The 24,988-nt window shown below is 54.2% G+C and carries 23 protein-coding genes and 1 pseudogene; 15 read left to right on the plus strand and 9 right to left on the minus strand.

Annotated elements, in window-relative coordinates:
• Positions 1-68: 68 nt before the first annotated feature.
• From RAC89_RS15000 to RAC89_RS15020, 5 genes are all read right to left on the minus strand, one after another.
• Positions 69-2,042, minus strand: a complete 1,974-nt coding sequence (locus tag RAC89_RS15000) for a glycoside hydrolase family 15 protein (RefSeq protein WP_306614407.1) — start codon at positions 2,040-2,042, stop codon at positions 69-71.
• A gap of 240 nt (positions 2,043-2,282) precedes the next feature.
• A complete protein-coding gene (locus RAC89_RS15005; RefSeq protein ID WP_284643979.1) occupies positions 2,283-2,498 on the minus strand; it encodes a KTSC domain-containing protein in 216 nt (71 codons plus the stop codon).
• 101 nt (positions 2,499-2,599) lie between these two features.
• Positions 2,600-4,999 (minus strand): sugar phosphate nucleotidyltransferase, encoded by a 2,400-nt coding sequence (locus tag RAC89_RS15010; protein WP_306614408.1) that lies wholly within the window; start codon positions 4,997-4,999, stop codon positions 2,600-2,602.
• A gap of 57 nt (positions 5,000-5,056) precedes the next feature.
• On the minus strand, positions 5,057-7,969 hold the full coding sequence (locus tag RAC89_RS15015) for a 1,4-alpha-glucan branching protein domain-containing protein (protein WP_306614410.1): 2,913 nt from the start codon (positions 7,967-7,969) through the stop codon (positions 5,057-5,059).
• A gap of 12 nt (positions 7,970-7,981) precedes the next feature.
• The gene (locus RAC89_RS15020; RefSeq protein ID WP_306614412.1) at positions 7,982-8,491 is read right to left on the minus strand and encodes a DUF4912 domain-containing protein; all 510 of its coding nucleotides are present in this window, start codon (positions 8,489-8,491) and stop codon (positions 7,982-7,984) included.
• A gap of 273 nt (positions 8,492-8,764) precedes the next feature.
• Between RAC89_RS15020 and RAC89_RS15025 the strand changes: the two genes are divergently transcribed.
• The 8 genes from RAC89_RS15025 (at position 8,765) to RAC89_RS15060 (ending at position 15,402) form a co-directional block, all read left to right on the plus strand.
• Positions 8,765-9,190, plus strand: a complete 426-nt coding sequence (locus RAC89_RS15025; RefSeq protein ID WP_284643987.1) for a hypothetical protein — start codon at positions 8,765-8,767, stop codon at positions 9,188-9,190.
• A gap of 182 nt (positions 9,191-9,372) precedes the next feature.
• Complete coding sequence (locus RAC89_RS15030; RefSeq protein WP_306614413.1) at positions 9,373-9,573, plus strand: hypothetical protein; 201 nt, start codon at positions 9,373-9,375, stop codon at positions 9,571-9,573.
• Between the two features lie 57 nt (positions 9,574-9,630).
• Positions 9,631-10,440, plus strand: coding sequence for an RNA polymerase sigma factor SigI (sigI, locus tag RAC89_RS15035; protein ID WP_284643990.1), 810 nt, complete (start codon positions 9,631-9,633; stop codon positions 10,438-10,440).
• Positions 10,433-11,830, plus strand: coding sequence for an anti-sigma factor domain-containing protein (locus RAC89_RS15040; protein ID WP_306614414.1), 1,398 nt, complete (start codon positions 10,433-10,435; stop codon positions 11,828-11,830). Before sigI ends, RAC89_RS15040 begins: the two co-directional genes overlap by 8 nt.
• Positions 11,831-11,974: 144 nt before the next feature.
• The gene (locus RAC89_RS15045; RefSeq protein ID WP_306616101.1) at positions 11,975-12,280 is read left to right on the plus strand and encodes an antibiotic biosynthesis monooxygenase family protein; all 306 of its coding nucleotides are present in this window, start codon (positions 11,975-11,977) and stop codon (positions 12,278-12,280) included.
• On the plus strand, positions 12,277-12,630 hold the full coding sequence (locus RAC89_RS15050) for a hypothetical protein (protein WP_306614415.1): 354 nt from the start codon (positions 12,277-12,279) through the stop codon (positions 12,628-12,630). Before RAC89_RS15045 ends, RAC89_RS15050 begins: the two co-directional genes overlap by 4 nt.
• A gap of 120 nt (positions 12,631-12,750) precedes the next feature.
• Positions 12,751-13,779: an aldo/keto reductase gene (locus tag RAC89_RS15055; RefSeq protein ID WP_306614416.1), complete on the plus strand. Its 1,029-nt coding sequence runs from the start codon at positions 12,751-12,753 to the stop codon at positions 13,777-13,779.
• Between the two features lie 45 nt (positions 13,780-13,824).
• Entirely contained in the window at positions 13,825-15,402 is a 1,578-nt protein-coding gene (locus RAC89_RS15060) for a leucyl aminopeptidase (RefSeq protein WP_306614417.1), read from the plus strand.
• A 48-nt stretch (positions 15,403-15,450) separates the two neighbouring features.
• Here the strand turns inward: RAC89_RS15060 and RAC89_RS15065 are convergent, their stop codons facing one another.
• Positions 15,451-16,011 carry a hypothetical protein gene (locus RAC89_RS15065; RefSeq protein WP_284644003.1) on the minus strand — a complete coding sequence of 187 codons (561 nt, stop codon included), beginning with the start codon at positions 16,009-16,011 and terminating at the stop codon, positions 15,451-15,453.
• Positions 16,012-16,231: 220 nt separating this feature from the next.
• On the opposite strand from RAC89_RS15065, the gene RAC89_RS15070 reads away from it, so the two are divergent.
• Positions 16,232-17,188, plus strand: coding sequence for a Gfo/Idh/MocA family protein (locus RAC89_RS15070; protein WP_306614420.1), 957 nt, complete (start codon positions 16,232-16,234; stop codon positions 17,186-17,188).
• 70 nt (positions 17,189-17,258) lie between these two features.
• Complete coding sequence (locus RAC89_RS15075; RefSeq protein WP_306614422.1) at positions 17,259-17,849, plus strand: sulfite oxidase-like oxidoreductase; 591 nt, start codon at positions 17,259-17,261, stop codon at positions 17,847-17,849.
• A 42-nt stretch (positions 17,850-17,891) separates the two neighbouring features.
• Here RAC89_RS15075 and RAC89_RS15080 read toward each other — a convergent pair whose 3' ends face one another.
• Positions 17,892-18,308 carry a DUF6855 family protein gene (locus tag RAC89_RS15080; RefSeq protein WP_306614423.1) on the minus strand — a complete coding sequence of 139 codons (417 nt, stop codon included), beginning with the start codon at positions 18,306-18,308 and terminating at the stop codon, positions 17,892-17,894.
• A gap of 115 nt (positions 18,309-18,423) precedes the next feature.
• Here RAC89_RS15080 and RAC89_RS15085 point away from each other — a divergent pair, with 115 nt between their 5' ends.
• Entirely contained in the window at positions 18,424-18,873 is a 450-nt protein-coding gene (locus tag RAC89_RS15085) for an SRPBCC family protein (protein ID WP_306614425.1), read from the plus strand.
• On the opposite strand, the gene RAC89_RS15090 is transcribed toward RAC89_RS15085, so the two are convergent.
• The gene (locus RAC89_RS15090) at positions 18,874-19,296 is read right to left on the minus strand and encodes a VOC family protein (protein WP_306614427.1); all 423 of its coding nucleotides are present in this window, start codon (positions 19,294-19,296) and stop codon (positions 18,874-18,876) included. It abuts the gene before it with no gap.
• Positions 19,297-19,391: 95 nt separating this feature from the next.
• Here RAC89_RS15090 and RAC89_RS15095 point away from each other — a divergent pair, with 95 nt between their 5' ends.
• A complete protein-coding gene (locus tag RAC89_RS15095) occupies positions 19,392-20,156 on the plus strand; it encodes a hypothetical protein (RefSeq protein ID WP_306614429.1) in 765 nt (254 codons plus the stop codon).
• 186 nt (positions 20,157-20,342) lie between these two features.
• Here the strand turns inward: RAC89_RS15095 and RAC89_RS15100 are convergent.
• Positions 20,343-21,487, minus strand: a pseudogene (locus RAC89_RS15100) (IS3 family transposase).
• A 314-nt stretch (positions 21,488-21,801) separates the two neighbouring features.
• Between RAC89_RS15100 and RAC89_RS15110 the strand changes: the two are divergent.
• From RAC89_RS15110 to RAC89_RS15120, 3 genes are all read left to right on the plus strand, one after another.
• The gene (locus RAC89_RS15110) at positions 21,802-23,109 is read left to right on the plus strand and encodes an extracellular solute-binding protein (protein ID WP_306614431.1); all 1,308 of its coding nucleotides are present in this window, start codon (positions 21,802-21,804) and stop codon (positions 23,107-23,109) included.
• 86 nt (positions 23,110-23,195) lie between these two features.
• On the plus strand, positions 23,196-24,134 hold the full coding sequence (locus tag RAC89_RS15115) for a carbohydrate ABC transporter permease (protein ID WP_306614432.1): 939 nt from the start codon (positions 23,196-23,198) through the stop codon (positions 24,132-24,134).
• On the plus strand, positions 24,134-24,976 hold the full coding sequence (locus RAC89_RS15120) for a carbohydrate ABC transporter permease (protein ID WP_306614434.1): 843 nt from the start codon (positions 24,134-24,136) through the stop codon (positions 24,974-24,976). Before RAC89_RS15115 ends, RAC89_RS15120 begins: the two co-directional genes overlap by 1 nt.
• Positions 24,977-24,988: the final 12 nt, after the last annotated feature.

Below are 24,988 nucleotides of genomic sequence, written 5' to 3' on the forward strand. Positions count from 1 at the left end.
GGAAAACTCCTTAAACAACAAGTTGAAAAAAGGAACACGCCCCGTCGGGGCGTATCCCGGTTATACCTTTAGCATTTGGATTGACTTGTAAGCTTTTGATACTTTTCTATATATTTTACCACAGTTAACACGTATGTGGCATGTGACCAGGTCAGAGGAGCTACCGATACCGGGCCCCCGTCGAACGGATCCAGCTGCTCCGGAAGGACGCCGCTTTCGATGGCGTGAGCCACAACCCATTCCAGCGTGCGCCGCGGCGATTCCAGCTCCTCCAGCGACTTGGCGCATTCGATCTCCCACTCCGCGATCCAGAGCGTACAGATAATCCACGGATTGCCGGGAATGTTCTCTATGTCCGAGGAACGCTGGAAGTAGTAGTCGTGGTGGTACCGCGCCACACCGCCTACCTCCGTCTTAATGGTCAATCCAGCCTTGTTGGCCTGCATCGTGCTGACGACGCGCGGGTCATCCGCCGGCAGTACGCCGAATTCGAAAATCCCGTACACGCTGCTCTCCAGCGTACGATCCTTCACCCACTGGCCGTTATCGAGATAGAGCCCCCGAACGAAGCGGCCTTCCTCTTCGTCCCACAGATGCTTGAGAATGCCGGACTTGATACGTTCCGCTGTGTGGCGGTAACGGCTGCTGCGTTCCTCGTCGCCGAACAGATTGCTGAAGTTGGCTGCTGCAATCAAGCCGCCGTACACCGCGGAAGCAGTGAACGTATAGATGCCGTAGCGCTCCTCCCACAGGTCGTAGCTCGGCTTAGGCAGGTTCAGGTCGGCTTCAATATAGCTCGACATGAAGCGGGCCGAGCGGCGGATCAAGTCGCGGTAGAGTGACTGCGGGAGCTCGATATCGCCGTGGCGCACGTAGTCCTGCCACAGGGCGAACAGCACGAGCGCCGTTTCGTCTTCCTGAATGGGCAGCTGGGCATTGCCGTTGTTTAAATAAGGATGCCAGCTGGAGCCGACGGTGCCGTCCGGATTGTACTTATGGTGTAAGTAGCCCTCCGGTGACAGCGCCTTGGCGCAAAACTCAAAGAACGGTACGATCATCCCTTGATAGCCGGCCATCGACATGGCATAAGCGATCAGGGCGCCGTCACGAGGCCACATGTAGCTGTAATGGTCTCGGTTGCTCTGCATAATATCCGAATCGTTTGCGGCAATGATGGCGCCGTTCGCATCCGTTTGGGTCCGCACGATCAGCAAGCTTTGTTTATACAGCCGGACACAGGCTTCCGTCAGGTCGCCGAAGTTGAGCTCCGCTTTGTTGACCCAGCGCTGCCAGTAAATTTGGGCGCGGTCGAGGAGATTGCCCGGATGGCTTTCCCGGACATAAGCATCCAGCTTCTTCACTTCCTCCAGGCTTTTGCCGGCCGACATCCAGTAATAGATATGCTCATCACCGTTCGGCGGCACATGGGTGCGGAAGCTGATCGTGCTGTCGACGGAGCCCTGCGAGATCGGATTGCCGGACAGATGTCCGTCCTCGGCGTCCCGCCAGGTTCCTTCCGCATTGTAGAACCGCTTTACACCGGAGGTATATTGGAACATGCCTTCATTTCCGGCCAAGCCGTTGAACATGAAGTAGCTGCTTTTTTTATAATGAAACACCGTATTGTTCTGAGGGTAATAGGCTGCGGTATCACCGACCTCCGTCTCGTTAATCACCAGATCCTGATTGAAGAACATCCGAACCTCGCGCACCTTATCCCAGTGGTTATGTACGCGGATCCGCTTGAGATAAATCGTCTCCCGTTGATGGACGCCGTCATTGATGTAGAGCGTGATGCCAAGATGGTAGTGCGAAGCCGTCACCTGCGTGACTAAGGAGTCCTCTACATAAGAAAGGTGGAAATTCCACTCGGGGTCGGAAAGCCAAGTGAAGGTACCGTCGACCCAGATGCCGACTCTGCATTGGTAACCGCCGACGTGGTTCAGCTGCCCCACATAGGGATAATACAAATCTCGCATGAACGTATGTCGATCTAAGTTGATTAGGAACTTCCCGTTTCCGATTGCTAATGGTCTTGGCAACTCATCCACATCCTTCTTTAAGCGGGGTAACAACTTCTCTATTTGTAGAGTACCTTTTTCTACCAAGCCGGTCAATCCGTGAAAATGAATGAAAACGTATACCGGCGCGGTTTTTTTCATATTTTTTGGGGAAATCGCTCTAGTAACCTACTATTGCCCAATCCAAGCTTTCTATACGGGTGAAAAAATCTCCGACCCTCGCTGCTCCTCCCAGCGTAAAGTAGGAGATTTTCCTAACGTTCATCCTTTGGGTAGATAAGCGGAGGGCTCTGCGGCCATTTTTACAATGATGTCGTAGGGGTTTGACGACTGCAGCAGGGATTGATACTGATCGGGTCTTACATTTGTGCAGATATGCGATTGTCCCGTATGGTACTGAATGTGCATCTGGGAGGACTGATCGTCGTATTCGACGAAGGCAATCTGCTTTGAGCTGATCGGGAGAAACTTCCTCATTTGCGATCCTCTCCTTTCGAAGGCGAAGTGACAGCGAAAAATCCGTTAGGCGCGGAAAAAAGTCCGGCAACGGATTTTTCTTCTTATGGTTATGCTTATGTTTACTGCATCGAGTTTAGAATGTGATGGCGGTATTCGCTTACCAACGCTTCGGCCAGCTCCGGACGGTCGCCTTGGGCGATCACATTGAAGGTAGGCTCGTCCGAATCGGGAAGCAGCAGCACCCAGCCGCCGTCATGATGGAATTTGATGCCGTCCACCAGCTCGACCTCGCGTCCCTGTGTTTGCCGCATCATGCGGCGCATGACCTTTCCTTTAGCGTCCCAGGGACATTCGATCCGGTCGCGGTGCAAATAAAAGCTCGGTACCAGCTCCAGCAGCGAGTGAAGAGTAAGTCCGCTCCGATGCATATTCTGCAATATCAGCCCGGTAGCGAACAACCCGTCAAACAACGGGTGTAGTAGCAGCTCGGCCGATACCTCCATGATGCTGCGGGCACTTTCCTTCGTGCGCTGTACGCGGCAGCCGAGTCCGTCCGCCAAGCTTTCAAGCAAATGGGGGGCGCTGACGGGAGCGCCGATAACCGTTTGCTTGAAGCTGTGAAAGAAGGACAAATACTGCAGGACCATAAGCTGATCTCCGTCGATTCGCATGCCCCGCTCGGAGACCAGCGACATCCTGCGTCCGTCGTCATCAAGCCGGAGGCCCATGTCCGCCTGCAGAGCGGTAACGCAGCCGGGAAGCTGATCCTGCTGCGCTTCCCCGGGCAGATGAATCAGCTCGCTATGCAGCCGCTCCAGAAGAAGCTTCACCAAGGAAAAAACCTCGGGGTGAGCGCTGACGACGACACGGAAAGGCCGCGCGGAAGAAGACTCAAAGGCGGTACAGGCCAGAACGGATCTCAAATACAGCTCCGTCAAGGAATCATCTTCGTAGTAGGCTCCCAATGCACTAAGCGAGGCGCGTCCATAGTCCTCCTGCCAATAGCTGTTCTCCACCTTGCGCTCCGCTGCCTTCCCGATCGGCAAGCCCTGGTGGTCGTAGCATTCGAATGTGCAGATGCCGGCATCGGAATGCAGCTGCACATGGAGCCCTCCGCCGGCTTGCAGCTGTCGGACCGCGAAACGGGCGACGGGGGGAAGGACAACGCCCAGATCGATGACCTGGACGCCGACCGACTGCAGGGCCGCCGTAAGGGAGCGCTTCAGTACCTTGGCAAATTCGTGATGCGAGCTGCTGACCGTAACCGCTTTGCCTTTGGCGAGTGTAGCCCCGTAAGCCGTCCCGAAGCGGGAAGCGAATTCCGGCGTGATCTCAATGTTAGGCTTGCCGGAGACGCCATTGGCTTTAAACAGCGATTTGCTGGAGAGGTCTCCCCAGATAAAGGAGGAGGTGAGCCGTGAGCTTTCGCGAATATGCTTTTTCGGCCAGATCTTCACATTCGGCTCGACGGTCGCTTTCGGCCCGATTTCGCAATGGCTGCCGATCACCGACCCGTCGGAGAGCCGGGAATGCTCAAGGCAGGTGATTCGGCTGGCCAAGGTGGCGCCGCGAAGCTCGTTTTGCTCGGCTATGTGGTTGTGGTCCCATAGAATGGTCCGCTCCAGGGAGCTGCCCCGGGCCACCCTATTCCCCCTGCCGATGATGCAATATTCGCCGATCTCAACGCCGTCTTCCAGCTGGGAATCCTCCCCGATGTAAGCAGGCCCGGTCCACTTGATCCCAGGGGCAGCCGACACATTCCCGCCGACGAAAACGCGGGGAGCCAACTCCTCCCCGCGGATCTGAACCTTTGCGAGCCCGTCCAGCATATCGAACTGCGTCTGACGGTATTGCTGCAGATTCCCGATATCGGACCAGTACCCTTCCGCAACATAGCCATACAGCGGCTGCTCCTCTGCCAGCAGCTCCGGGAACAGCTGATTGCTGAAATCATACTCGATGTCCGCGTCGAATCGGTTCAATACGTGCGGCTCCAGGATGTAGATGCCGGTATTCACCGTATCGCTGAATACCTCGCCCCAGCCGGGCTTCTCTAGAAACCGGGTGACGCGGCCGCCCTCATCCGTCATGACGACGCCATACTGGAGCGGCTCCGGAACCTGCGTCAGTACCAGGGTCGCATGAGAACCGCTCTCTTCATGGAAGCGAACCGCCTCGGTAAGATCGAAATCGGTTAACGCATCGCCGCTAATTACGAGGAAGCGTTCGTCCAGGAACGACTGGGCGTTCTTCACGCTGCCGGCCGTCCCCAAAGGAGCCGACTCTTCAAAGTAGTGCAGCTTCACGCTGAAGTCGGTTCCGTCGCCGAAGTAATCGCGGATTACATCGGGCAAATATTGAATGGTGACGGCAATCTCGGTAATGCCGTGCTTCTTCAGCAAATCAATGATATATTCCATGCAGGGTCTGCCAAGTAACGGAACCATGGGTTTGGGGAGATGACAAGTCAAGGGACGAAGCCGCGTCCCCTTGCCTCCCGCCATAATGACGGCTTTCATATCGGTGTTTCCTCCTCAAAGCTTGGGTTTCGATAATGCTCCCTTCGATGCGAAAATCTACTGCGGTACGGTATGGGAAGGGGCCGGCTGCCCGCCGGGCAGCAATTGCCGGTACACCTGTGCGGTTTGCTCGGCGATCGTACTCCATTGATAGTGCTGCACAAGCTTGCGGTAAGCGGCTTCGGCCATCCGGCGACCCAGCTCCGGCTGCAGCAGCAGCTCGCTGACATGCCAGGCCAAGGAGTCGACATGTCCGGGCAGCGCCTTATACCCGTCGATACCGTGCTCCACCGTTTCGGCCAGTCCTCCCGTATCCGAGACGACGACAGGTCTCAAGCTTTTCATCGCCTCCAAGGCCACGATGCCGAACGGCTCATAATAGCTTGGAATGACGCAGACATCCGCTGCTTGGTAGAGTAGCGATTTCGCTTCGTCGTCGATGAAGCCGAGGAAGCGGACGTGGTCGCCTAAATGAGCCGCCAGCTGCTTAAGCTCGTCCTCCATCGGCCCGGAGCCGGCGATCAGCAGTACGGTGCCGGGCACATGGGAAAGCAGCCTAGGCATCGACTGAATCAGTGTGGTGAGGCCTTTCTCGTAAACCAGGCGGCCGATGTAGAAAAGGACGGGCCTCCCTTGGACCCCGAAGCGGTGCTTGGCATCCTTCTGCCGCTCGCCGGCTCCGGCATCGGCGGGACCGCTGTTCAAGCGAACGCCGTTCGGGAAGATGTGGAGCTTCTCCTCAGGCAGCTGAAACAGGCGAAGGACTTCCCGCTTCATATATTGGCTGCACACAACTACGCGATCCGAATCGTAGGTCAATCTCCATTCCAGATGATGAATTTTATGAGAAAGCGCGGAATGCAGCTTGCCTTGGTTGCGGCCCCATTCCGTAGCATGTATGGTCGATAGTAAAGGAATTCTGTAGCTCATTTTGATTTCGCGTGCGGCATGATACACCATCCAGTCGTGCGCATGGAGCAGATCGATCCGCCCGCCGCTTTCCTTCCACTGTACAAGATGGTCTGTCATGGCGAGGTTCATCTCGAAGGTCCAATGATAGAAATCGGTATCATAGGAATACAGCACCGGAACGCGGTGTACATAGACGCCATTTCGCTTCTCGAAGGGCGGTGCTCCGTAATGGGAGCTTGTAACCACGTGCACTATGCTTCCCCGCTCGGCAAGCGATTCAGCCAAATCGCATACGGCGCGTGATAAACCGCCGACATACTTAGGAGGGTATTCCCAAGCCAGCATGAAGATGTTCGGTTGATGCTTCGTCTCCTCCAGCACAGCCCCCAAGAGCAACGGGTCGGGCAGAAGGGCAACCTGCGATGCCGGATATATCGAGACATAATCGCGGTAATCGATGTCCGGGAAACAGTTGTCCTTTGCTTCCAGCCGGGCTAGGTAGTCTTCATCGATGCGGTCCGCTTCGAGCTGATCGCAAAGGCGGTGAAAACAGCCTAGATGATCCTTGGTCCGGCGGCAGGCATACTCTACGACCGTTTGGGAGTCCATGATAAACGCCCAATCGCTGCTTTGGGCCAGCAGCAGCTCGCGTGCCGCCTGGTTCAGAGCCCGTTTCGGCAGGGGGCCGGACGCATGCGCGTGTTCCGTAGCCAGCCGGATCATCCGCCGCTCCGCCTCGTGAAGATGCCGGTAGATCCAATCGTTGTGGCCTTGCAGCCAAACCTCCGAGGAGCTATTGCGACCCCAGCTGGACTCATTGATTTTACCCGTATCGGCAACAGGATATTCCCTCAGGTATTCCGACGGGGTGATAAGCTGAATGGCGTCTTGGTCATGGAAAATTTGACGGCACAATATTTCGATGAATATCGGTCCCTCATACCACCAATGCCCGAAAAGCTCGGCATCGTAAGGGGAGACGATCACCGGCCGCCGATCCAGATGCGCGTGCCAATGCTCGGTTTGCCGGATCCGGTTATGCAGGAAGTGTGCGGCATGGTCAGCCGCCCGCTGCCGGGCCCCTTGGGGATCATAAGGCTCGCGGTGAGTGCCAGGTCCGGTAATCCGGTAATATTTCAATCCCGTATTGACGCGCTCATGCGTCGGTAGAACATAAGGACGGATATGCTCCCATTCCTCCGGGTTATGCCAGCCAAGATCCCAACCGATATCACGGTAATATTCCCTATAGTAATAATCGCCCGGATACCCTTCGGAAGAACTCCATACCTGCTTGGCGGATTCCGGGTCACGGGGGAAGGCGGATACCCCGTAAGGTGTCAACAGCGGTGCATACAGCTCCCGGTTCGGTGATGGGGAGGCGTTGGCAACCGCTGTGTCGTCGCATACAAAATAATCGATTCCGAGTGGTTTGAGAACCCGGTCGATGCCGGTCGTAAAGCCGCATTCGGGCAGCCAGATGCCGCGGGGCTTTCTCCCGAAATGACGTTCGTAATCCCGTACAGCGGTAGCGATCTGGGCACGAATCGCCTCCTCCGTCATCATCAGCGGCAGAAATCCATGAGTTGCCCCGCTAGTCAGAATCTCCAGCTTTCCGATGTCTTGATAGTAACGGAAGCGGCTGACGATATTGCGTCCGCAGTCTTCATAGAGGTCGCGGAGCTTACGGAAGCGGTCGGCATACATCCGTGCCAGCGGCTGAAGCCCTGAATCATCCTGAAGCCGCACAATCTCTTTGTCCGCCAGCTGAATAAGCTTCTGTAAATGGCGGGAATAGCGCTCTTGCATCAGAGGATCGGAGCAAAGCGACAGCAGCGTCGGTGTCATGGAGCAAGTCAGGCGAAAATCGACCTGTTCCCTATGAAGCCGGTCGAACACCTCAAGCAGCGGCAAGTACGTTTCCGTCATCGCTTCATAAAACCAGCGTTCTTCCATATAATCGTCCGGGTCGTCATGCCGGATATAGGGCAGGTGGGCATGCAATACCAAAGCCAAATATCCCTTCGGCTCGGGTTTTTGCCTTATGCGATTGATCATAAACAAGCAACCTCACTTCATACAGTTGGAGTAAGCGCCAAAGTTCTCGAAGAAATGCGGCATGATCCGGCCGGTCACCGGCTCAGGGCCGCGAACCTCGGGCACCGTCGGCTGCAACGGCTCTCCCCACGGCGCTTCGCCGTCTCTCGGCGTCATGACGGCATTCGATCGCAGAAGAGGTACAAACTGGCCCTCAGGGGTGCGGACGCCATAATCAACCATATAGGTTGAGTTGGCTTGCACAGGTCCGATGTACCAGGAGGTCGCTTCCGGAGTAGCCTGTATGTCAAAGAAGCGGTTGGCATTGTGGCCATGGAAGTAAATGGCCGTAACGTCGTACACACGCAGTACCTTGGGCAGCTCGCTCCAGTCGCATTCAAAATGCTGGGAGCAGAGCCATCTCCTGCGATTGCTGATCTCCCAATAGACATGCAGCGTATGGGCATCTCGGACCATCAGGCGGAGCATATCCTTGTGATATCTGTCCGGCAGCTCATACCAGGTTATCCGGGCCGTATCCACTTATGATGTCCCCCCTTGCTTCCTTCTTGGTGGATGTCCTTTACAGAATGTACAGGGAGTACCAAGATTATGCATGAAGCCGGGGTTTACGAACTGCGCTGCGCTAAATGGAAGGCGGCAAACCATTGGAGAGGGAACATTTTACAAAGGCCAATTCGGCTGAAAAAAGAGGATTTTTGTCTCTTCTGGTCGAATACGTAGGGTACAGCAGCTGGCGATTTCTCGGTTGGAGAATGATTTGTGCTGGAAGAAGGAAAGAGGAGGCTGCGAAATATGAGCTTTTGCTGCGGCGCGAGCATGCTGGGTACCAAAGGAACGCTCAAGCACATCCGGACCCGGATTCATAATGTACCTATTTTGTTCTGCCCGGTTTGTCATCGGGTGGAGGTGCATCATGCTGTCGAGAACGAATACGAAATTTTGGCCGAATATGCCCATGGCGATGGGGCGCTTGAGGTCGATTTTGGGGAATATGTAGAGGCCCGGGAGCAATCGGAGCTGTATGAGAACTGCGTCAATACCGAGGAGGAGGACCCGCTTGAGGTGGTCCGCAGCCAAATCGATATGTCGCTTGATCTGATGATGGTGGCGAAGCAGATCGGCGACGCGGAATGGGAAGCGCAGCTGAAGAAGCGGCTGCACATTCTCAGCGAGCGCAAGCTGAAGCTGAAGAAGAAGTCGACACGCGGCATGTCGTAGGCAAAGGTTATGATACGGGTCCCTGCCGGGTCCCTGGAACATCAGCATGGAGGCTGCCATATGGACCATCGCCGCCGGTTTCCCTGACGTTTAAGGAAATCGCTGTTTTGCGGTGCGATAAAAACAGGCTGGCTGCTGCTTGAGTTCACAGGCGTTCGGCAGGGATTTTTTTGGTTTGAAAAGTGGATACGGAGAACGCTGCTCCGTATCCGTTATACATAGATAAAGAATCGTTAGAACAAGGGGGCATGAAGGATTTCGGGGCAATCGACTCGTGGCCTTCCAAAGGGAAGGTCGATAGAAAAGATGCGCTGGACAGGCTGGCCGGAACATTTTCCACGGACGCCAAAACATTCCTGCAATTCTTTCGTTTAATGCATTAGAGGAACCCCCGTAATCAGATCAGGAACAGCGAAAAATTTAGTGTGAGGTGGAGCGGATTGCTGCTCGTTTTATTTAAAAGATTTTTGGGAAAGCGTCAGTCTCACGATAGCGGTGCTTCCGGTGAAGGATCCTCGCCGGAGCAGATTGTACTTCAAATACAAGAAGGTGATTTACGCCTACGCAACCAGTTCATCACGGATTACCAGCCGTATGTTGCCAAGGTGACGAGCCGATTCTGCAGAAGATATATCGACCCGGCAAGAGATGACGAGTTCAGCATTGCCTTGGGTGCTTTTAACGAAGCGATCAATCAATTCTCCGCACAGGCAGGCCGGTCGTTTTTGGGCTTTGCGGAGCAGGTCATTCGTCGACGGCTGATCGATTATGTGCGCAAGGAGCAGCGGTTTACAGGGCAAATTCCGTACAGCACGTTCGATGTCGAGGATGAGGAAGACAATGTGGTGAATCCGATCGAGATTCATCAGGCTGTTGAGCAGTACGAGAAGCAGCGGGGAGTAGAAGAGCGCCGCAGTGAAATTATGGATTTAAACCGCTGTCTGAAGGAATTCGGCATCAGCTTCTCCGAGCTTGTCGACGCTTCTCCCAAGCATGACGATTCGAGGCAGACGCTGTTCGGGATCGGACGCAAGCTGTCGCGCCATCCGGATCTGATGAGGCTCATGCTGACCAAACGCATGCTCCCGATTAAGGAGCTTCTGGATCAGGTCGACGTCTCCCGCAAAACGCTGGAGCGCAACCGTAAGTTTATTATCGCCGTTGCGATTATATATCACGGGCCTTATCCGTATCTCAAGGATTATTTGCAAATCAAAGATGACACCGAAGGGGGGGACGCGAGTGAATAAAGGCATTGTCATGGAAATTTCGGAGAAAAGTATCATCGTGATGCGCCCGGACGGCAAGTTTGACCGGGTTCCGAGAAAAAACCGGAGCTGCGAAATCGGCGAAGAAATCGATTACGCAGCGGTGAAAGGTATGGACTGGCGCAGCCCTTCCATAGCAGGACGTTCGGCGATCGTGGCCGCCGTTGTCTTCTGTCTCGTCTTGTTTGCCAGCTTCAACGGCAAGCTTGGCAGTCCGGAGATCGTAGCGTATGTGTCGATGGATATTAACCCGAGTATTGAAATGGGTATCGACAAGGATGAGAACGTTCTGGAGCTTCGAGGCTTGAACGGTGACGGACAGGTGCTGATCGAAGCCGTGGAATATAAAGGGAAAAAGCTGGAGGCCGTCACAGCGACGCTGCTCGACAAAGCAGAGCAAACCGCATTAGCCAAAGGGGAAGCGGAAATTATTATCGCCAGCACCACGGTGTCTGACAGCGCCGCCGTGAGCGATACGGTGATTGCCGAGAAGGTGCGCCAGCAGGTAACCAAGCATATTCAGCTGACGCATCCGAATCAAACCGGCTCGTATCAGGTCGCTGCCATCACCGCGCCGCAGGAGGTTCGGGCGGAAGCGGATAAGAACGGCGTTTCCATGGGGAAATATACGGTCTATCTAAATGCTAAGAACAACGGTACGCCGGTCACGATCGAGGAGCTCAAGAAGGAATCCGTATTGAAGCTGTCCAAAGAGAAGCCGGAGGTCAGCAAAGCGCTGGAGCCGGGCAAGCTGCCGGACAAAGCGGCCATCCGCGCACTGGTCGAGGAGGAGAAATCCGGGAAGCTCGATAAGAAGGTGGAGGAGAAGCAGAAGGAGTCCAAGAGCAATAACGGTAACAAAGGCAATAGCAGCGGCAACAACAGTAACAACAACAATAATAACAGCAACAGCAAAAATGATCCGAAAAAGCCAAGTACCCCTCCTTCCAACAACGGGAAGCCGGGTACTTCCTCCGGTTCCGGGAATAGCTCGGATAAGAAGGATGACAAGAAAGACGATAAGAAGGATGACGATAAGGACGACAAGAAAACCCCTCCCAAGCCGGCGGTAACGCCGCCTTCCGGTAAACCGACCAATCCGGGAACGACTCGACCGCCGAGTGAGAAGAAGGATGAGGACGATAACCGGAAGCAGGAGGAAGCTAAGAAAGCGGAAGAGGAGCGCCGGCGCGAGGAAGCCCGGCGCTTAGACGAGCAGAAGAAGAAGGATGAAGCTGCAAAAAAAGAGCAAGAACGCAAGAAGGAAGAGGAAGACCGCAAAAAGGACGAGTCTAAAAAGAAGGACGAGCCGAAGAAAGCGGATTCCTCCGACCGGGATGAGAAGAAGGACGGCAAGGACGACAAACGATAAAAGCAGAGGACACGGCATTTGGCACGCCAAAATGCAGGTGTCCTTTTTGTATGCTCAGGTGACTCCTCCATGTAGGGGATATGTTCATGCTGTGAGGTGTGATAAAATAGGGAGGGACCCTTCTAGAAACGAGGAATGAAGACCATGTATGTCGTACAATCGATTGTCGAAGTGCCGCTCGAAAAGACGGAGGAAGTGATCGGTCTGTACCGTAATCGTTCCCGTTTGGTGGATCGGGCTAATGGCTTCCAGGGATTTCAGCTGTGGCAGAATGAACAGAAGCCGGGTGAGCTAACGGTACATATGCAATGGGAAACGAAGGAGCATTACGTAGCTTGGGTAACGAGCGATGATTTTAAGCGCATTCACGAGCTGGAAAAGAAATATCCGGATCAGGAGCTTGCCTCTATCAAGCCTAGGGTGAATCGGTATGAGGTGGTGGCCGAATGATTCCGGATCAGGAGCGCATGATTGACGAGATTACGCAGGGCATTTATGAGGCTTATCCGGAGCTGCTGAGCAAATACGGCGAGCAGGGCAAGCAAAAATGCCGCGAGGATAACCGGCATCATTTGCGCCATTTGGAAACCGCCTATCAGGTGGGGAGCGATCAGGTATTCGTCGATTACGCCATATGGCTGAACGGTATTCTCATTCGGCACGGTATGGGTCCTGAGCATCTGATTGATAATTTTGAACGCATCTATCAAGTTTTGCAGGGGAAGGAACTGCCGGAGGGACTGGCGGAAGTCTACGGGCGGATGCTGGGCAAGGGCATCGATGTGCTGCGCCAGGGCTGAGCTGCAAAAGAAGGGTACAAGACTGACTTGCCGCCCTTTTGATGTAAGGCGTTAAAGAGTTGATGAGTCGAAGAGCAGCGAAAATACAAACGCTTTTTTTCATGGGAGAGGATGAGGGATATGCGTTATACGGAATTTGGGAAGACGGGATTTCGGGTATCGTCTCTTGGCTTTGGTGCGATGAATTTGCCGGGGGTGCCGCTTGAGCAGGCTCGGGAGGCGCTGAACTATGCGCTGGATCATGGCATCAATTATATCGACACCGCGGCGGGCTACCGCAATAGCGAAGAGATCATCGGGGAGTGCATTTCGCATCGCCGTTCGGAATATTTTTTGGCTACGAAGACGAACAAGCGCAGCTACAAGGAAGCGAAGGAAGAGATTGAGCGCAGTCTGGACCGCATGAAGACCGATGTGATCGACTTGCTTCAGATGCACTATGTGAACTATGTACACGAGTACAAGACGCTTATGGAGGAAGACGGCGCTTACTATGCGGCGCTCGAAATGAAGGAGAAGGGCTACGTTCGTCATATCGGCATTACGGGGCATCGGCCGGAGCTGCTGGCGAAGTGGATTGCCAAGGGGCAGTACGATCAGGTGCTGTTTCACTTGAATTTGGCGCAGCCGTTCGCCTTGAAGGAGCTTATTCCGGAGCTGACGCGGATGAACATGGGGAAGGTGGCGATGAAGCCCTTGTCCGGCGGTTTCATTCAGCCGGTATCGAAGGCGATTCGGTACCCTTACAGCCAGGACGTGCATGTGACGATCTCCGGCATGATCAGCGTCGATGAGGTGAAGGAGAATTTGGCGGCTCAGGCAGAGGAAGTGAGCCAGGCGGAGCGTGAGGAGCTGGAGCAGCTGGCTTCGGAGCTGAGCGGACACAACTGCCGCCGCTGCAACTACTGCTCGTGCCCGATCGGCGTCACGATTCCGGACATCATGATTTCCAGCCAGGTTCGCGAGGTGCTGGGCCTGCTGCCGAAGGGGAACGGATTTTATGATCGACAAAGGGAAAAAATAACCTCTTGTGCGGATTATGAGCCATGTAAGGAAAAGCCGCTTTGCGAGGAGAAGTGTCCTTATCATCTGCCGATGCAATCGGTAGTGCAGGCGGCCGCAGGGTATTACGATAAGCTTCGGGCTTAATTCCGGTTCGGAGATAGTCAAAAGCTAGAGAAGGGCGGCGATTCCTTGGACCTGCTGAGAACCTATGTTACCGAACAGTTGAAGACGGAAATTCGCTTGGTTTGGGAGGAGACCGAGGCTGAGGGGGCGGCATCCGGGGCTTTGGTCGTGCCCGTCAGCGAAGAGGCGCTGGCGTCGGACGGCGCCTTGCTGGCTGCGTCCGGCGGGCTGCTGCCCCCGGCGCTCGTGCAGGAGGTCCGCAGCCTTCAGGCGCGCGGACGCTTCCGGGGCCGCCTCGCCGAGACCGAGGCGCTGCCCACGCTCGGCCTGGTGCCGGGCTACCGGGCCGTGCTGCTGTGCGGGCTTGGCGAAGCCGCCCGCCTCGGGACGGACGCCTGGCGCGCAGCCGGCGTCCATGCGGCACGCGCCGCGCTTCAGCACGGGCTGGAGCGCCTTGCGGTGCCGCTTCACGCGGCTGCTGTGCCGGGCGCCGCGGTGAGCCGCGAGCTCGCGTATGCGCTCGCGGAGGGGCTCTGGCTCGGCAGCTACCGCATGCCGAGCTTTGCCTTGCGCGGGCCGGAGGCGCCCGCGCTGGACGTGACCCTGCTGTGCGGCAGGGTCGCGTCGGACGCGCAGCCGGAGCTGCTGCGCGCGGTGGAGGCCGCGCGGGCGCTCGCGCTGGCCACGTACACGGCCCGCGATCTCACGAATCTGCCCGGCAACCTGCTGGTGCCGGATTCGCTCGCGCGGGCTGCGCAAGACCTGGCCGCCCGGTACGGCCTCGAATGCACGGTGCTGGATGAGCACCGGATTCGAGAGCGCGGCATGGGCGGCTTGTACGCGGTGGGCATGGGCAGCGCCCACCCGCCGCGGATGATCGCCCTGAGGTACCAGGGCGATCCGGGCTCGGCCGACACCGTAGGACTCGTCGGCAAGGGCATCACCTTCGATACCGGCGGCATCTCGCTGAAGAAGCCGGAGGGCATGGAGGAGATGATCAGCGACATGGGCGGGGCGGCCGTGCTGCTTGGATTGATCCATGTCCTGGCTGAGCTCAAGCCGAGGGTCAATGTGGTGATCGTCATTCCTGCGGCGGAGAACATGCCGTCGGGGACGGCATTCAGACCGGGCGACATCGTAACCGTGATGAGCGGGCAGACGATCGAGATCCTTAACACGGATGCGGAGGGCCGTGTCGTGCTGGCGGACGGGGTGCTGTATGCAAAGGAGCTCGGTGCGACGCGCATTGTAGATGTGGCTACGCTCACCGGCGCGGTGCTGGTCAGCCTGGCGGATGTGGCGACCGGCGCTGTGGCTAATGACGAGGGCTTGCTGCAGGAGATGCTCGATTCGGCCAAGCGGGCTGGGGAGAAGCTGTGGGCGTTCCCGAATTATCCGGAATACCATGAGATGCTGAAGAGTCAGGTCGCCGACATCAAAAATTCCACCTCGCGGGACCGCTGGGCGGGCAGCATCACGGGTGGTCTGTTCATCGGTTATTTTGCCGGAGACACTCCTTGGCTTCATCTGGACACGGGAGGCACCGCCTGGCTGTGGGATGAGCGGGGAACCGAGCCGCGAGGCGGGACAGGCACCATGACCCGAACGTTGGCTCATTGGCTCTGCGATCCGTTAATCCACTGAGAATGGCACAAGGCACAGACAAAAAAAAGCGGCAGGAGCTCCTGCCGCTTACGCTTGCACACTTTTGCTGCCGGTCTTTGCCGCAGCGGATGAAGAAGAAACCATATCCAAAGCCGCGATCTCCAGCTCGTTCATTCGGATCGTAAGCCTGGTCACTTCGTCTGTCGTGTAGGAAAGCCCCCGCGTACGCTCGACCAGTTGTCCGAGCTCGATCCCGATCCAGCCGGCCTTGCTGGGATGCGGCAGCAGATCGTACGGAAGCACGGCAATGGAGGTAGCCGGCACGGCCTGATGGCTCATCTCCGCATTCACCGCTTCCTCGAAGCGAATGAACAAGCGGCGGCTGCTCCAACGAACGGCACCGGGCTTGAAGGTGATTGTCAGCAGGGAATCTTCACCGGCAGATTGGCGATGAAGCTCAAATCGGCTGGATTTGGCGGCGGTAACATATTGATCCCGGCGCCAGTCAGGCAGAAGCAGCACGATGAGAATGGGCAGCGCGCTGGCTGCATATATGAAATGCTGTGATTCGAAATAAACGGCGAGCAGCAGCAATCCGATAAATAATACAATCGAACCGGCCAACAAAAGCTGATTTTTCTTGGTCATGATGAGTAGTCCCCCAGATGGAAGGCAGTAGTTTGCATTGCTGCAACATTCCTATTTTATCATATCGGGCACGGTCTTTGAAGGCTTTCCCTCGGGGATTCCATATCAAATTTTTGTAAGGAGAATAAGAACTATGCCTTCTTCCAAGAGCTTGCTTACACAATCGCAGAAAGTCTTCCTCCTTAACGCTTCATCTACATGAACAAAGGGGGATTTAAGGATGAGAACGAGAATAGGGATGATCGGTCTTGGAGACATCGCGCAGAAGGCATACCTGCCCATTCTGGCTTCCCACCCGAAGGTTGATATTGTCGGTATTGCCAGTCGTTCGGAAGAGACCGTGTCGCGAGTGGGTGAGCAATACCGTATTGCGGGCCGTTTCACTTCTGTAGAAGAGCTGCTTCGGGCGGAGCCGGAGGCTGTATTTATTCACAGTCCGACGGAGACGCATCATGAATTGGTGATGACATGCTTACGTGAAGGCGTTCACGTCTACGTGGACAAACCGCTTTCCTATGTGATCGGCAAGTCGGAGCAAATGGCCGCCTATGCCAAGGAACAAAGCCGTTTGCTGGCGGTAGGCTTCAATCGCCGCTTTGCGCCTCTGTATGTAAAGAGCAAAGCGTGGCTGGAAGAGGCGGGAGGGTTTGATCTTTGTGTGGCGCAGAAGCATCGTACGGGCTTGCAGCAGATGACCTCCAAATTCACGCTTTACGATGATCTGATTCATATGCTGGATTTGCTGCTGTGGATCGGGGGAGAGGATTACTCAGTAACCGACTACCGGGAACATACGGATGATCAAGGCCGTCTATGCTTCGGAACAGGAAGCTTGGCCTTTACCCAAGACCGGAGCGGGCATTCCCTGCGTTCGAAGCGTGTTCCTACCGTTGGCCAATTCAGTATGGTAAGAACGGCCGGCGTTGATTCCGAGAAGCTCGAACTGCATGGAGGCGGCCGCTCAGTTGAAGTAACGAGCATGGAGACGGCGACCTGGTATGAAAAAGGTGCTCAGCCCCGCATGCATACCTTCGGCAGCTGGGAGACGGTGCTGTATCGGCGCGGCTTCGTTGGCGTCGTGGAGCATTTCCTTGAGTCGCTGGAAAAGCCGGAGGCTTGTACCATTCGAGCGGATCAGGTGCTGGCGGTTCACAGGCTGGTGGAGAAGCTGGTATAGCTTATGAATTGGAAGAAACAGCCTCTGTCGGGTTATATTAAATACATAAGTAATGCAGGGAGGGATTATTATGCTTAATGGCGGAAACAAAGAAACGAATGACCGTGTGCCGCCGGGCCAAACGCTGACCGAAGGCTTTCCCGTGCTGCACTACGGCAGCGTGCCTTATTATCATGACATGAGCAAGTGGGATTTGAAAATCTTCGGCTTGGTCGAGGAAGAGCTGACCTTCACCTTCGATGAATTTATGGCGCTGCCGCGGCGGGAATTCAAGAACGATATCCATTGCGTAACGACTTGGTCGAAGCTGGATAATGTTTGGGAGGGCGTATCGGTAGCTACTCTGATGGAGAAGGTGAAGCTGAAGCCGGAGGCGAAGTATGTGATGTTTCACGCGGAGCACGGCTGGACGACGAATCTGCCGATCGAGGACTTTCTGCTGGATACGACGTTCCTGGGTATCAAGCATAACGGAGAACCTCTGACCCCGGAGCACGGGTACCCGGTTCGCACGGTCGTCCCGCACCTGTACTTCTGGAAAAGCGCGAAGTGGCTGCGAGGCATTGAATTCATGGAGAAGGATAAGCCGGGCTTCTGGGAGCGTAATGGCTATCACATGTATGGAGATCCGTGGAAGGAACAGCGATACGATTTCGATTAATAGAACACCGCCCTGCTTAAGGGCGGTTGTTTGCATAGGCAATTACTTATCAGGGAGAGCCCTCATACGATTGTTCCTTGGGTTGTGCTCGACTTCAGCAAAGCCTAATGCTTCGAGCAGAGGGGGGATATACATGCCGAATCTGCCGCGAAACCCTTTTTTTAGGCCATACCATCCGCCAATTGGGTTTTCAGGGGAACGGCCCCAAGCTTCAACAGTACCTTCTTTAGCCGGTTTTTGCTCATCGGCGCTGCCTAGCTCGACCCAATCTCCATGCTGCCTGAGCATAGCGTGTAAGTCGTCGATGCAGCGATAGTCATAATGCAAAACCGTTTTACCTACCGTACAAACGAGAATGGCTTTTCCGTCTTTTTCGTCCTTATACATTTCATATTCGGATGTTTGAGGAGGAGTCTTCAGCTTCCACGGATTTTCTTTTGTACCTGCATCAATCGGCATCACATTGCTCCTTATTATGTATAACTTGACTTCAGGTAAGAATATAACAAATGAACCCGCTGTGCAACGGAACTTGGACAGGGGAACGGATCTCAGCGCTTTGGAGGTATTCAGCATGGTGGATGTAAAAACGGAAATTACCATTCATTGTCCACTTGATATGGTTTCGGAATATGCGGCAAACCCGGACAACGCGCCTGAATGGTATGTCAATATTACATCCATGGAGTGGCGGACACCAAAGCTGCTTCAGGTTGGCTCTGAAGTTGCATTTCGAGCTGCTTTCTTGGGGAAGGAGCTATCTTATGTGTACCAAATCAAGGAGTACATCCCGCAAAGCAGACTAGTGATGAGCACGATTGACGGTCCTTTTCCCATGGAAACGACATATACGTGGGAATCTGCGGGTCAACGCTCCACTCGGATGACTTTACGCAACAGAGGGAATCCCAAGGGATTTTCTGCAATAGTTTCTCCCTTTATGTCTATGATGATGAAGAGAGCCAACAACAAAGATTTGAAAAAAATCAAGCTTATACTGGAATCTTCCTCACGGCCCTTTTAGCTACTTTGTGCGTTCGGATAGGGGATGATCCTTTTTCAGCTCCAGCAGATCCCAAAGGTTTCCATATAAATCCTTAAATACGGCAACCATGCCGTAAGGCTGTTCTTTGGGCTCTCGAACGAATTCGACCCCTTTGGACACCATGTCATGATAGTCTCTCCAAAAATCATCCGTATTTAAAAACAAGAAAACTCTTCCTCCCGTCTGATTCCCAATATACGACTCTTGCTCGGGCGTTGAGGCTCTTGCTAGTAATATGGTTGTGCCCACGGAGTCGGGAGGAGCCACGACGACCCAACGTTTATTTTGCTCCGGTTGATAGGTATCCTCAAGTAAGGTGAAATGCAGCTTTTTTGTATAGAACTCGATAGCCTCATCATAATCTTTAACGACTAATGCGATATGGACAATGGATTGCCGCATCGTTTCTCAGCTCCTTTCCTACACTCTACACAATGGAAACGCATAATGGAAGGGTGTCATTATTTGGCAAGTATCTGGAAGGAGACTTCGAAGAGATGTATCAAATTAATATTGGAACTGTGCTGCTGGAGAAAAACCGGTGGGGCTCAAGACTGCCCAGCTTCCGTGTCAGTGAGTGGATCGACCGATTTCATGCAGACCGCTTCGACGGGATAGAGCTTTGGGAAAACCACGCGATGCTTTGCGGAGAAGAGGAATTGGAGCTTTTGAGGAAGTACGGGGCCCCCATTGAGGTTTTTAATTCCTACGCCAGCTTCGACGAGGAAGGGGCTGCACATCGGCAAGCCGCAGCGAAACTGATCCGCGCCTTGAGCGCCCGCGGCGTCAAGTACAATCTGGGCAAGCAGGCCTCGGAAATGGAGACTTACCTCGACAACCTGTACCGCTGGGCTGAGCAACTGCCTGAGGATTTCCGTCTTCTATGCGAATGCCATCCCGGAACGGTGATGGAGGACCCTGCGTTTGCAGAGAAAGTGTTCCGGCAGTTCAAGGATACCCGTTTTCAGGCGATCGTTCATTTCCCGAGCACGCCGGAGCAATTGGACGAATGGTTCGGCCGGTTGGGAGGGACCATCTCGCATATTCATGTGCAGCTTCGCAATACGCAGAATGAATGCGTCAAGCTGGAGAGCGATCCGGAGCGGGTCGATCAAGGGATCGAGATTCTTGCGAAATATAATTACCGGGGCACCTTTACGATTGAATTTACGGAAGGCGTAAGCAGCCATGAGAATAAGGAAGAGCTGTACCATGCGGCTGTCGCTGATTCCCGTTTTTTAAGAAGCCTGCTGACGTATTAATAAGCGAATAGAACGGCCCGACACTTCCTGATGGTGTCGGGTCTTTTTTTGTAGCGATATCCAATCACCTTAAGGAGATAAACATAGGCTCTATCACCCGCGTAAGGTGAAAAAGTAACGCTACAACGAAGCTTCCCCCGGGTCAGAGGGACGTCTGGACCTCTGTCAAGAAAGTAGACACAGAAACTATGAAACCTGGTGTTGTTCATAGTACCTCTTCTCGCACTGATGCGGGGTGAGATAACCAATCGTCGAGTGGATGCGGATCCGGTTGTAGTCGAACTCAATGTACCGGTAAATTGCATCATACGCCTGTTTTCGGGTGTGAAACTTTGTTTGGTACACGAGCTCTTTCTTCATTACGCTGTGGAAGGACTCGATACATGCATTGTCGTAGCAGTTGCCCTTACGACTCATGCTGCCAATCATCTCCTGCTTCGTCAGCCGCTCGCGGTATTCGTTTGAGGCATACTGTGAGCCTCGATCAGAATGGTGAATTAGACCTGGAGGAGGCTTTTGCCGTTCACAAGCCTGGTCAAACGCTTCCAACACTAGTTCTTTGGTCATTCGCTCCCCAAGCGCCCAACCGACGATTTTGCGAGAGTACAGGTCCATCACGCTCGCTAGGTAAACCCAGCCCTTAGATGTCCCAATGTACGTAATATCTGTTACCCATACCTTGTTCGGTGCAAGTACGGTAAAGCCGCGGTTTAACACATTGTCATACACCGGTTGATTATGTTTCGAGTTGGTGGTTGCTTTGTATTTCTTCACTGTGCAAGAGCGCAGCCCCATCTCTTTCATCAGGCGAGCCACTGTTTTCGTCGAGATGGTATCGCCTTCTTCACGCAATTTGGCTGCAATCTTATCACTGCCGTAACGACGCTTGTAGGCATAGAAATGATGCTGGATTCGCTTCATCCGTTTCTTGCGAAGCTTTTCCTGTTCGCTTGGCTTTCGGTTCAGCCACTTGTAGTAACCGCTTCGGGAAACGCCCATCACAGAGCACATCTTCTCAACACGAAACTGGAAGCGGAATTTACGGATAAACGCGTAAATCAGTCTCGGTTTTTCGTGAAGAAGTGCATCGCCTTTTTTAGAATCTCGTTCTCCTCTTGAAGTTCTCGATTCATCTCTTCGAGCTTTTTGAGTCGTTCGTAATCGACAAACAGTTGCGACTTTTCACCCGTGTTGGTAAACTGCTTTCTCCACGCTCGAATGCTGCTTACAGGGATATCCAATTCTTTGGACACTTCGGCTGGGGTTTTCCCACTCTCTTGCATATGTTTTACGGTTTGACGCTTGAACTCTTCATCAAAATGCTGACGAATATCTCCCATGACACACCTCGACCTTTTAGTTTATTTTATTGTACCAGGTCGCTGATAGAGTGTGTCTACTTTCTAGTCTAGCTCCAGTCTGCACAATGTAAAGCCGTTTTATCACCTTAATGTACCCGTGGGCGGCCCCCCCTTCCGCTGTAATGTGAAAAAATCATCTTAGCCTGCTCGATCTAGGGACCGCCCCTGCATAAGAATTTCAACCCTAAATCGAAGGATTGCCTCCTCTGCAAGCGCTCGCTTTTTTTCTATCATAAAGAGGCAAGGAATTACGTGAAGCACTATGGGAGAGGGGATACGAAAAGATGAAATGGTTGAAAACTTGGGGGAAAACGGGCACGGCCCTTCTGCTGGCGGCGGCTGTTACGGCATGCAGCAGCACACCGGCGGCAGACCCGGGAAAAGCGACAGGAAACGAGACGAAGACGGATAAGCCTGTGGAGCTGGTCTTCTGGTCGCTCGGTACGAACGGGTATGAGAAGCTGGCGGAGGAGTATAAGGCCGTGAAGCCGAACGTGACGATCAAGATTCAAAACACGTCGGACCAGACGGTGCATCATAACAATGCGCTTACAGCCTTGTCGGCAGGCAAGGGGGCACCGGATATTTTCATGCTGGAGATCGCCTTCTTGGAAAAGTTCATGGAAGCGAAGGACAAATTCAATAACCTCAATGATCTGGGCGCAGGCAGCATCAAGGGCAATTATCTGGATTGGAAATGGAAGCAGGCTTCCTCGGTGGACGGTAAATTCCAGCTGGGCCTTCCGACAGATGTGGGGCCGACGGTCGTTTATTACCGGACCGACCTGCTGGAGCAAGCGGGGATCCCTAGCAAGCCGGAGGACTTCGCCAAGGAGATTGCCACTTGGGATAAGTTCGCGGAGACGGCAAGGAAGTTCAAGGAGAAGACGGGCAAGACGTTCGTCGACATGCCGGATCTGGTGTTTAACGCCGTGCGTGACCAAGGCAGCGAGCTCTACTATAACAACAATGACGAGTTTATTGGCGATAAGAACCCGCAAGTGAAAAAAGCGTACGACTACACCGCCAAGGCCATTAAGGAAGGCTGGGTAGGCCAGAATACGCTATGGACGCCGGAATGGGCGAAGGAGACGAATACGGGCGGATTCGCAGTGATGCTGGCTCCGGCTTGGATGAGCGGAGTCATTAAGGGCAATGCCAAGGATGCGGCGGGCAAGTGGAGAATTACCCAAATGCCGGAGGGCGCGGGCAACTGGGGCGGCTCCTTCCTGACGATTCCGAAGGAATCCAAAAATGCCAAGGAAGCTTATGAGTTCATTTCGTGGCTGGTAAGCAAGGACGGTCAGCTGAAGTCCTATATCAACAACGGTCTTTTCCCGTCGATTCCTGCCGTTTATGACGATGCGAAGTTCAAGGATCTGAAGGATCCGTTCTTCGGAGACCAGGCGATCTCGGTTCAGTTCGCTCAGGCGGCCAAATCGGTTAAACCGCTTCGCTACGGCAAGCTGCATGACGGTACGGACAGCATCGTGAAGGAAGGCCTCAGGAACGTACTGCAGAAGGGCGGAGACCCGGCGGCCGAGTGGGATAATGCCATCAAGAAAATCAAAGAGCTGAACAAGCGCAGCTAACCGCTTCGTCCGGCAAAGACAGGTTCACGGCACAGCTCCGTGGACCTGTCTTCTTCCGGGAGCTCACTACGAGGAGGGAAACAACCATGAGTACTCAGACCGCTGCAACCGCTGCAGCCGCAACGGCCCGGCCCTGGCTGACGGAACGCCGCAGAGGCCGGCTGGCCGCTTACTTGTTCATCTCGCCGTTTTTTATCCTGTTTGCGATCTTCGGGGTTTATCCAATTTTCTTCACCTTTTATCTTTCGCTGTACAAGTGGAACGGACTCGGTCCGAAAAAGTTTGTCGGACTGCAAAACTTCGAGCTTGTGCTGGGCGACCCCACGTTCTGGACCTCGGTCAGCAATACGCTGATCATGGGGGCGATGGGCACGGTTCCCCAGCTCATTCTGGCGCTGATCCTGGCCGTTGCCTTGAATTCGGCGTTTTTACGCGGGGCCAAGCTGCTTCGTGCGATCTATTTTCTTCCTAACATTACGTCTATCGTTGCGGTTACCTTAATTTTCAGCGCGGCGTTCGCCAACAAAGGTTTAGCCAACTACCTCGTGTCGCTGATCGACCTGGGCCCGTATTCGTGGAACATTCAAAATTGGCCGCTGAAGATCGCCATTGCCACCATGGTTCTATGGCGCTGGACAGGGTACAACGCGATTATTTTCCTGTCGGGGATGCAGAGCATTCCGGCAGACCTGTATGAGGCGGCCCGAATTGACGGAGCGAACCGTACGCAGCTGTTCACGTATATTACGGTGCCGCTGCTTAAGCCCTTTATCATCTTTGCGGTGCTGATTTCGACGATCGGCAGCATGCAGCTGTTTACCGAGCCTTACGTGTTCCTCAGCCAAGGCGGTACCGGCTCCACCCGTGCCGAGGGGATCACGATGGTGATTTATTTGTATCAGGAGGCGTTCCGCAACTCCTTCTTCGGAAGCGCCGCGGCGACGGCCGTGATTCTGTTCTTCTTCACGATGATGTTCTCACTGCTCAATACATGGGTATCCAAGCGAATGGGAGGCGAAGCGTAATGCCGGTAGGAGAAAGGCAGGGAGTCATCTCCCGATGGCTCACCTATATCATACTCATTGCAGGGGCGGCGGCGTCTGCGTATCCGTTCTACTGGATGCTGGTCATCGCCACCCGGACGCGGGATGCCGTTTACTCGATCCCTCCGGCGATCGTACCCGGTGCTGAGCTGATCACGAATTTTATGAATGCGATCGAACGGATCATTTTCTTCCGCGCGCTGTGGAATTCATTCGTGGTGTCCAGTCTGACGACACTGTTCGTGCTGTTCTTCTGCTCTCTGGCCGGGTTTGCCTTCGCCAAGTTTGAATTTCCCGGCAAGAAGGTGCTGTTTGCCGTTGTGTTAGGCACCTTGCTCGTGCCGCAGCAGCTCAGCGTACTGCCGAACTACATTCTCATGAGCAAGCTGAGCTGGATCGATTCCTACAAAGCCATTATCGTGCCGGGTATGGTATCGGCGTTCGGTATATTTTGGATGAGGCAATACATTCAGGCCAGCATTCATTCCGAGCTGATTGAAGCGAGCCGGATTGACGGCAGCAGCTATTTCCAGACGTATTACCGGATCGTAATGCCGGTCATTTTGCCCGCCATGGCGACGCTCGGAATCTTTACTTTCCTTAATACCTGGAACGATTTCTTCTGGCCGCTCGTCGTGCTGAAGAATAGCGATAATTTCACAATTCAAATTGCGCTTCAGGGCTTGTTTGCGAGAAACGATTCGATCGATTATGGGATGATCATGTCGGCGACCTTCTTTGCTACCATGCCTTTGCTGATTGTGTTTGCCATGTTCAGCCGCTGGTTTATTTCCGGATTGACCTCCGGGGCGGTGAAGAGCTAAGATCAAATTATT

The sequence above is a fragment of the Paenibacillus sp. GD4 genome (assembly GCF_030846225.1).
In the GTDB taxonomy this organism is placed as follows: Bacteria; Bacillota; Bacilli; order Paenibacillales; family NBRC-103111; genus Paenibacillus_G; species Paenibacillus_G silviterrae.

What these genes read in the sequence shown, in the direction of transcription:
- RAC89_RS15005 (WP_284643979.1), bottom strand. Translation starts at nt 2,498, where the DNA reads ATGAGGAAGTTTCTCCCGATCAGCTCAAAGCAGATTGCCTTCGTCGAA.
- RAC89_RS15010 (WP_306614408.1), bottom strand. Translation starts at nt 4,999, where the DNA reads ATGAAAGCCGTCATTATGGCGGGAGGCAAGGGGACGCGGCTTCGTCCC.
- RAC89_RS15015 (WP_306614410.1), bottom strand. Translation starts at nt 7,969, where the DNA reads ATGATCAATCGCATAAGGCAAAAACCCGAGCCGAAGGGATATTTGGCT.
- RAC89_RS15025 (WP_284643987.1), top strand. Translation starts at nt 8,765, where the DNA reads ATGAGCTTTTGCTGCGGCGCGAGCATGCTGGGTACCAAAGGAACGCTC.
- RAC89_RS15045 (WP_306616101.1), top strand. Translation starts at nt 11,975, where the DNA reads ATGTATGTCGTACAATCGATTGTCGAAGTGCCGCTCGAAAAGACGGAG.
- RAC89_RS15050 (WP_306614415.1), top strand. Translation starts at nt 12,277, where the DNA reads ATGATTCCGGATCAGGAGCGCATGATTGACGAGATTACGCAGGGCATT.
- RAC89_RS15055 (WP_306614416.1), top strand. Translation starts at nt 12,751, where the DNA reads ATGCGTTATACGGAATTTGGGAAGACGGGATTTCGGGTATCGTCTCTT.
- RAC89_RS15065 (WP_284644003.1), bottom strand. Translation starts at nt 16,011, where the DNA reads ATGACCAAGAAAAATCAGCTTTTGTTGGCCGGTTCGATTGTATTATTT.
- RAC89_RS15070 (WP_306614420.1), top strand. Translation starts at nt 16,232, where the DNA reads ATGAGAACGAGAATAGGGATGATCGGTCTTGGAGACATCGCGCAGAAG.
- RAC89_RS15075 (WP_306614422.1), top strand. Translation starts at nt 17,259, where the DNA reads ATGCTTAATGGCGGAAACAAAGAAACGAATGACCGTGTGCCGCCGGGC.
- RAC89_RS15080 (WP_306614423.1), bottom strand. Translation starts at nt 18,308, where the DNA reads ATGCCGATTGATGCAGGTACAAAAGAAAATCCGTGGAAGCTGAAGACT.
- RAC89_RS15085 (WP_306614425.1), top strand. Translation starts at nt 18,424, where the DNA reads ATGGTGGATGTAAAAACGGAAATTACCATTCATTGTCCACTTGATATG.
- RAC89_RS15090 (WP_306614427.1), bottom strand. Translation starts at nt 19,296, where the DNA reads ATGCGGCAATCCATTGTCCATATCGCATTAGTCGTTAAAGATTATGAT.
- RAC89_RS15095 (WP_306614429.1), top strand. Translation starts at nt 19,392, where the DNA reads ATGTATCAAATTAATATTGGAACTGTGCTGCTGGAGAAAAACCGGTGG.
- RAC89_RS15110 (WP_306614431.1), top strand. Translation starts at nt 21,802, where the DNA reads ATGAAATGGTTGAAAACTTGGGGGAAAACGGGCACGGCCCTTCTGCTG.
- RAC89_RS15115 (WP_306614432.1), top strand. Translation starts at nt 23,196, where the DNA reads ATGAGTACTCAGACCGCTGCAACCGCTGCAGCCGCAACGGCCCGGCCC.
- RAC89_RS15120 (WP_306614434.1), top strand. Translation starts at nt 24,134, where the DNA reads ATGCCGGTAGGAGAAAGGCAGGGAGTCATCTCCCGATGGCTCACCTAT.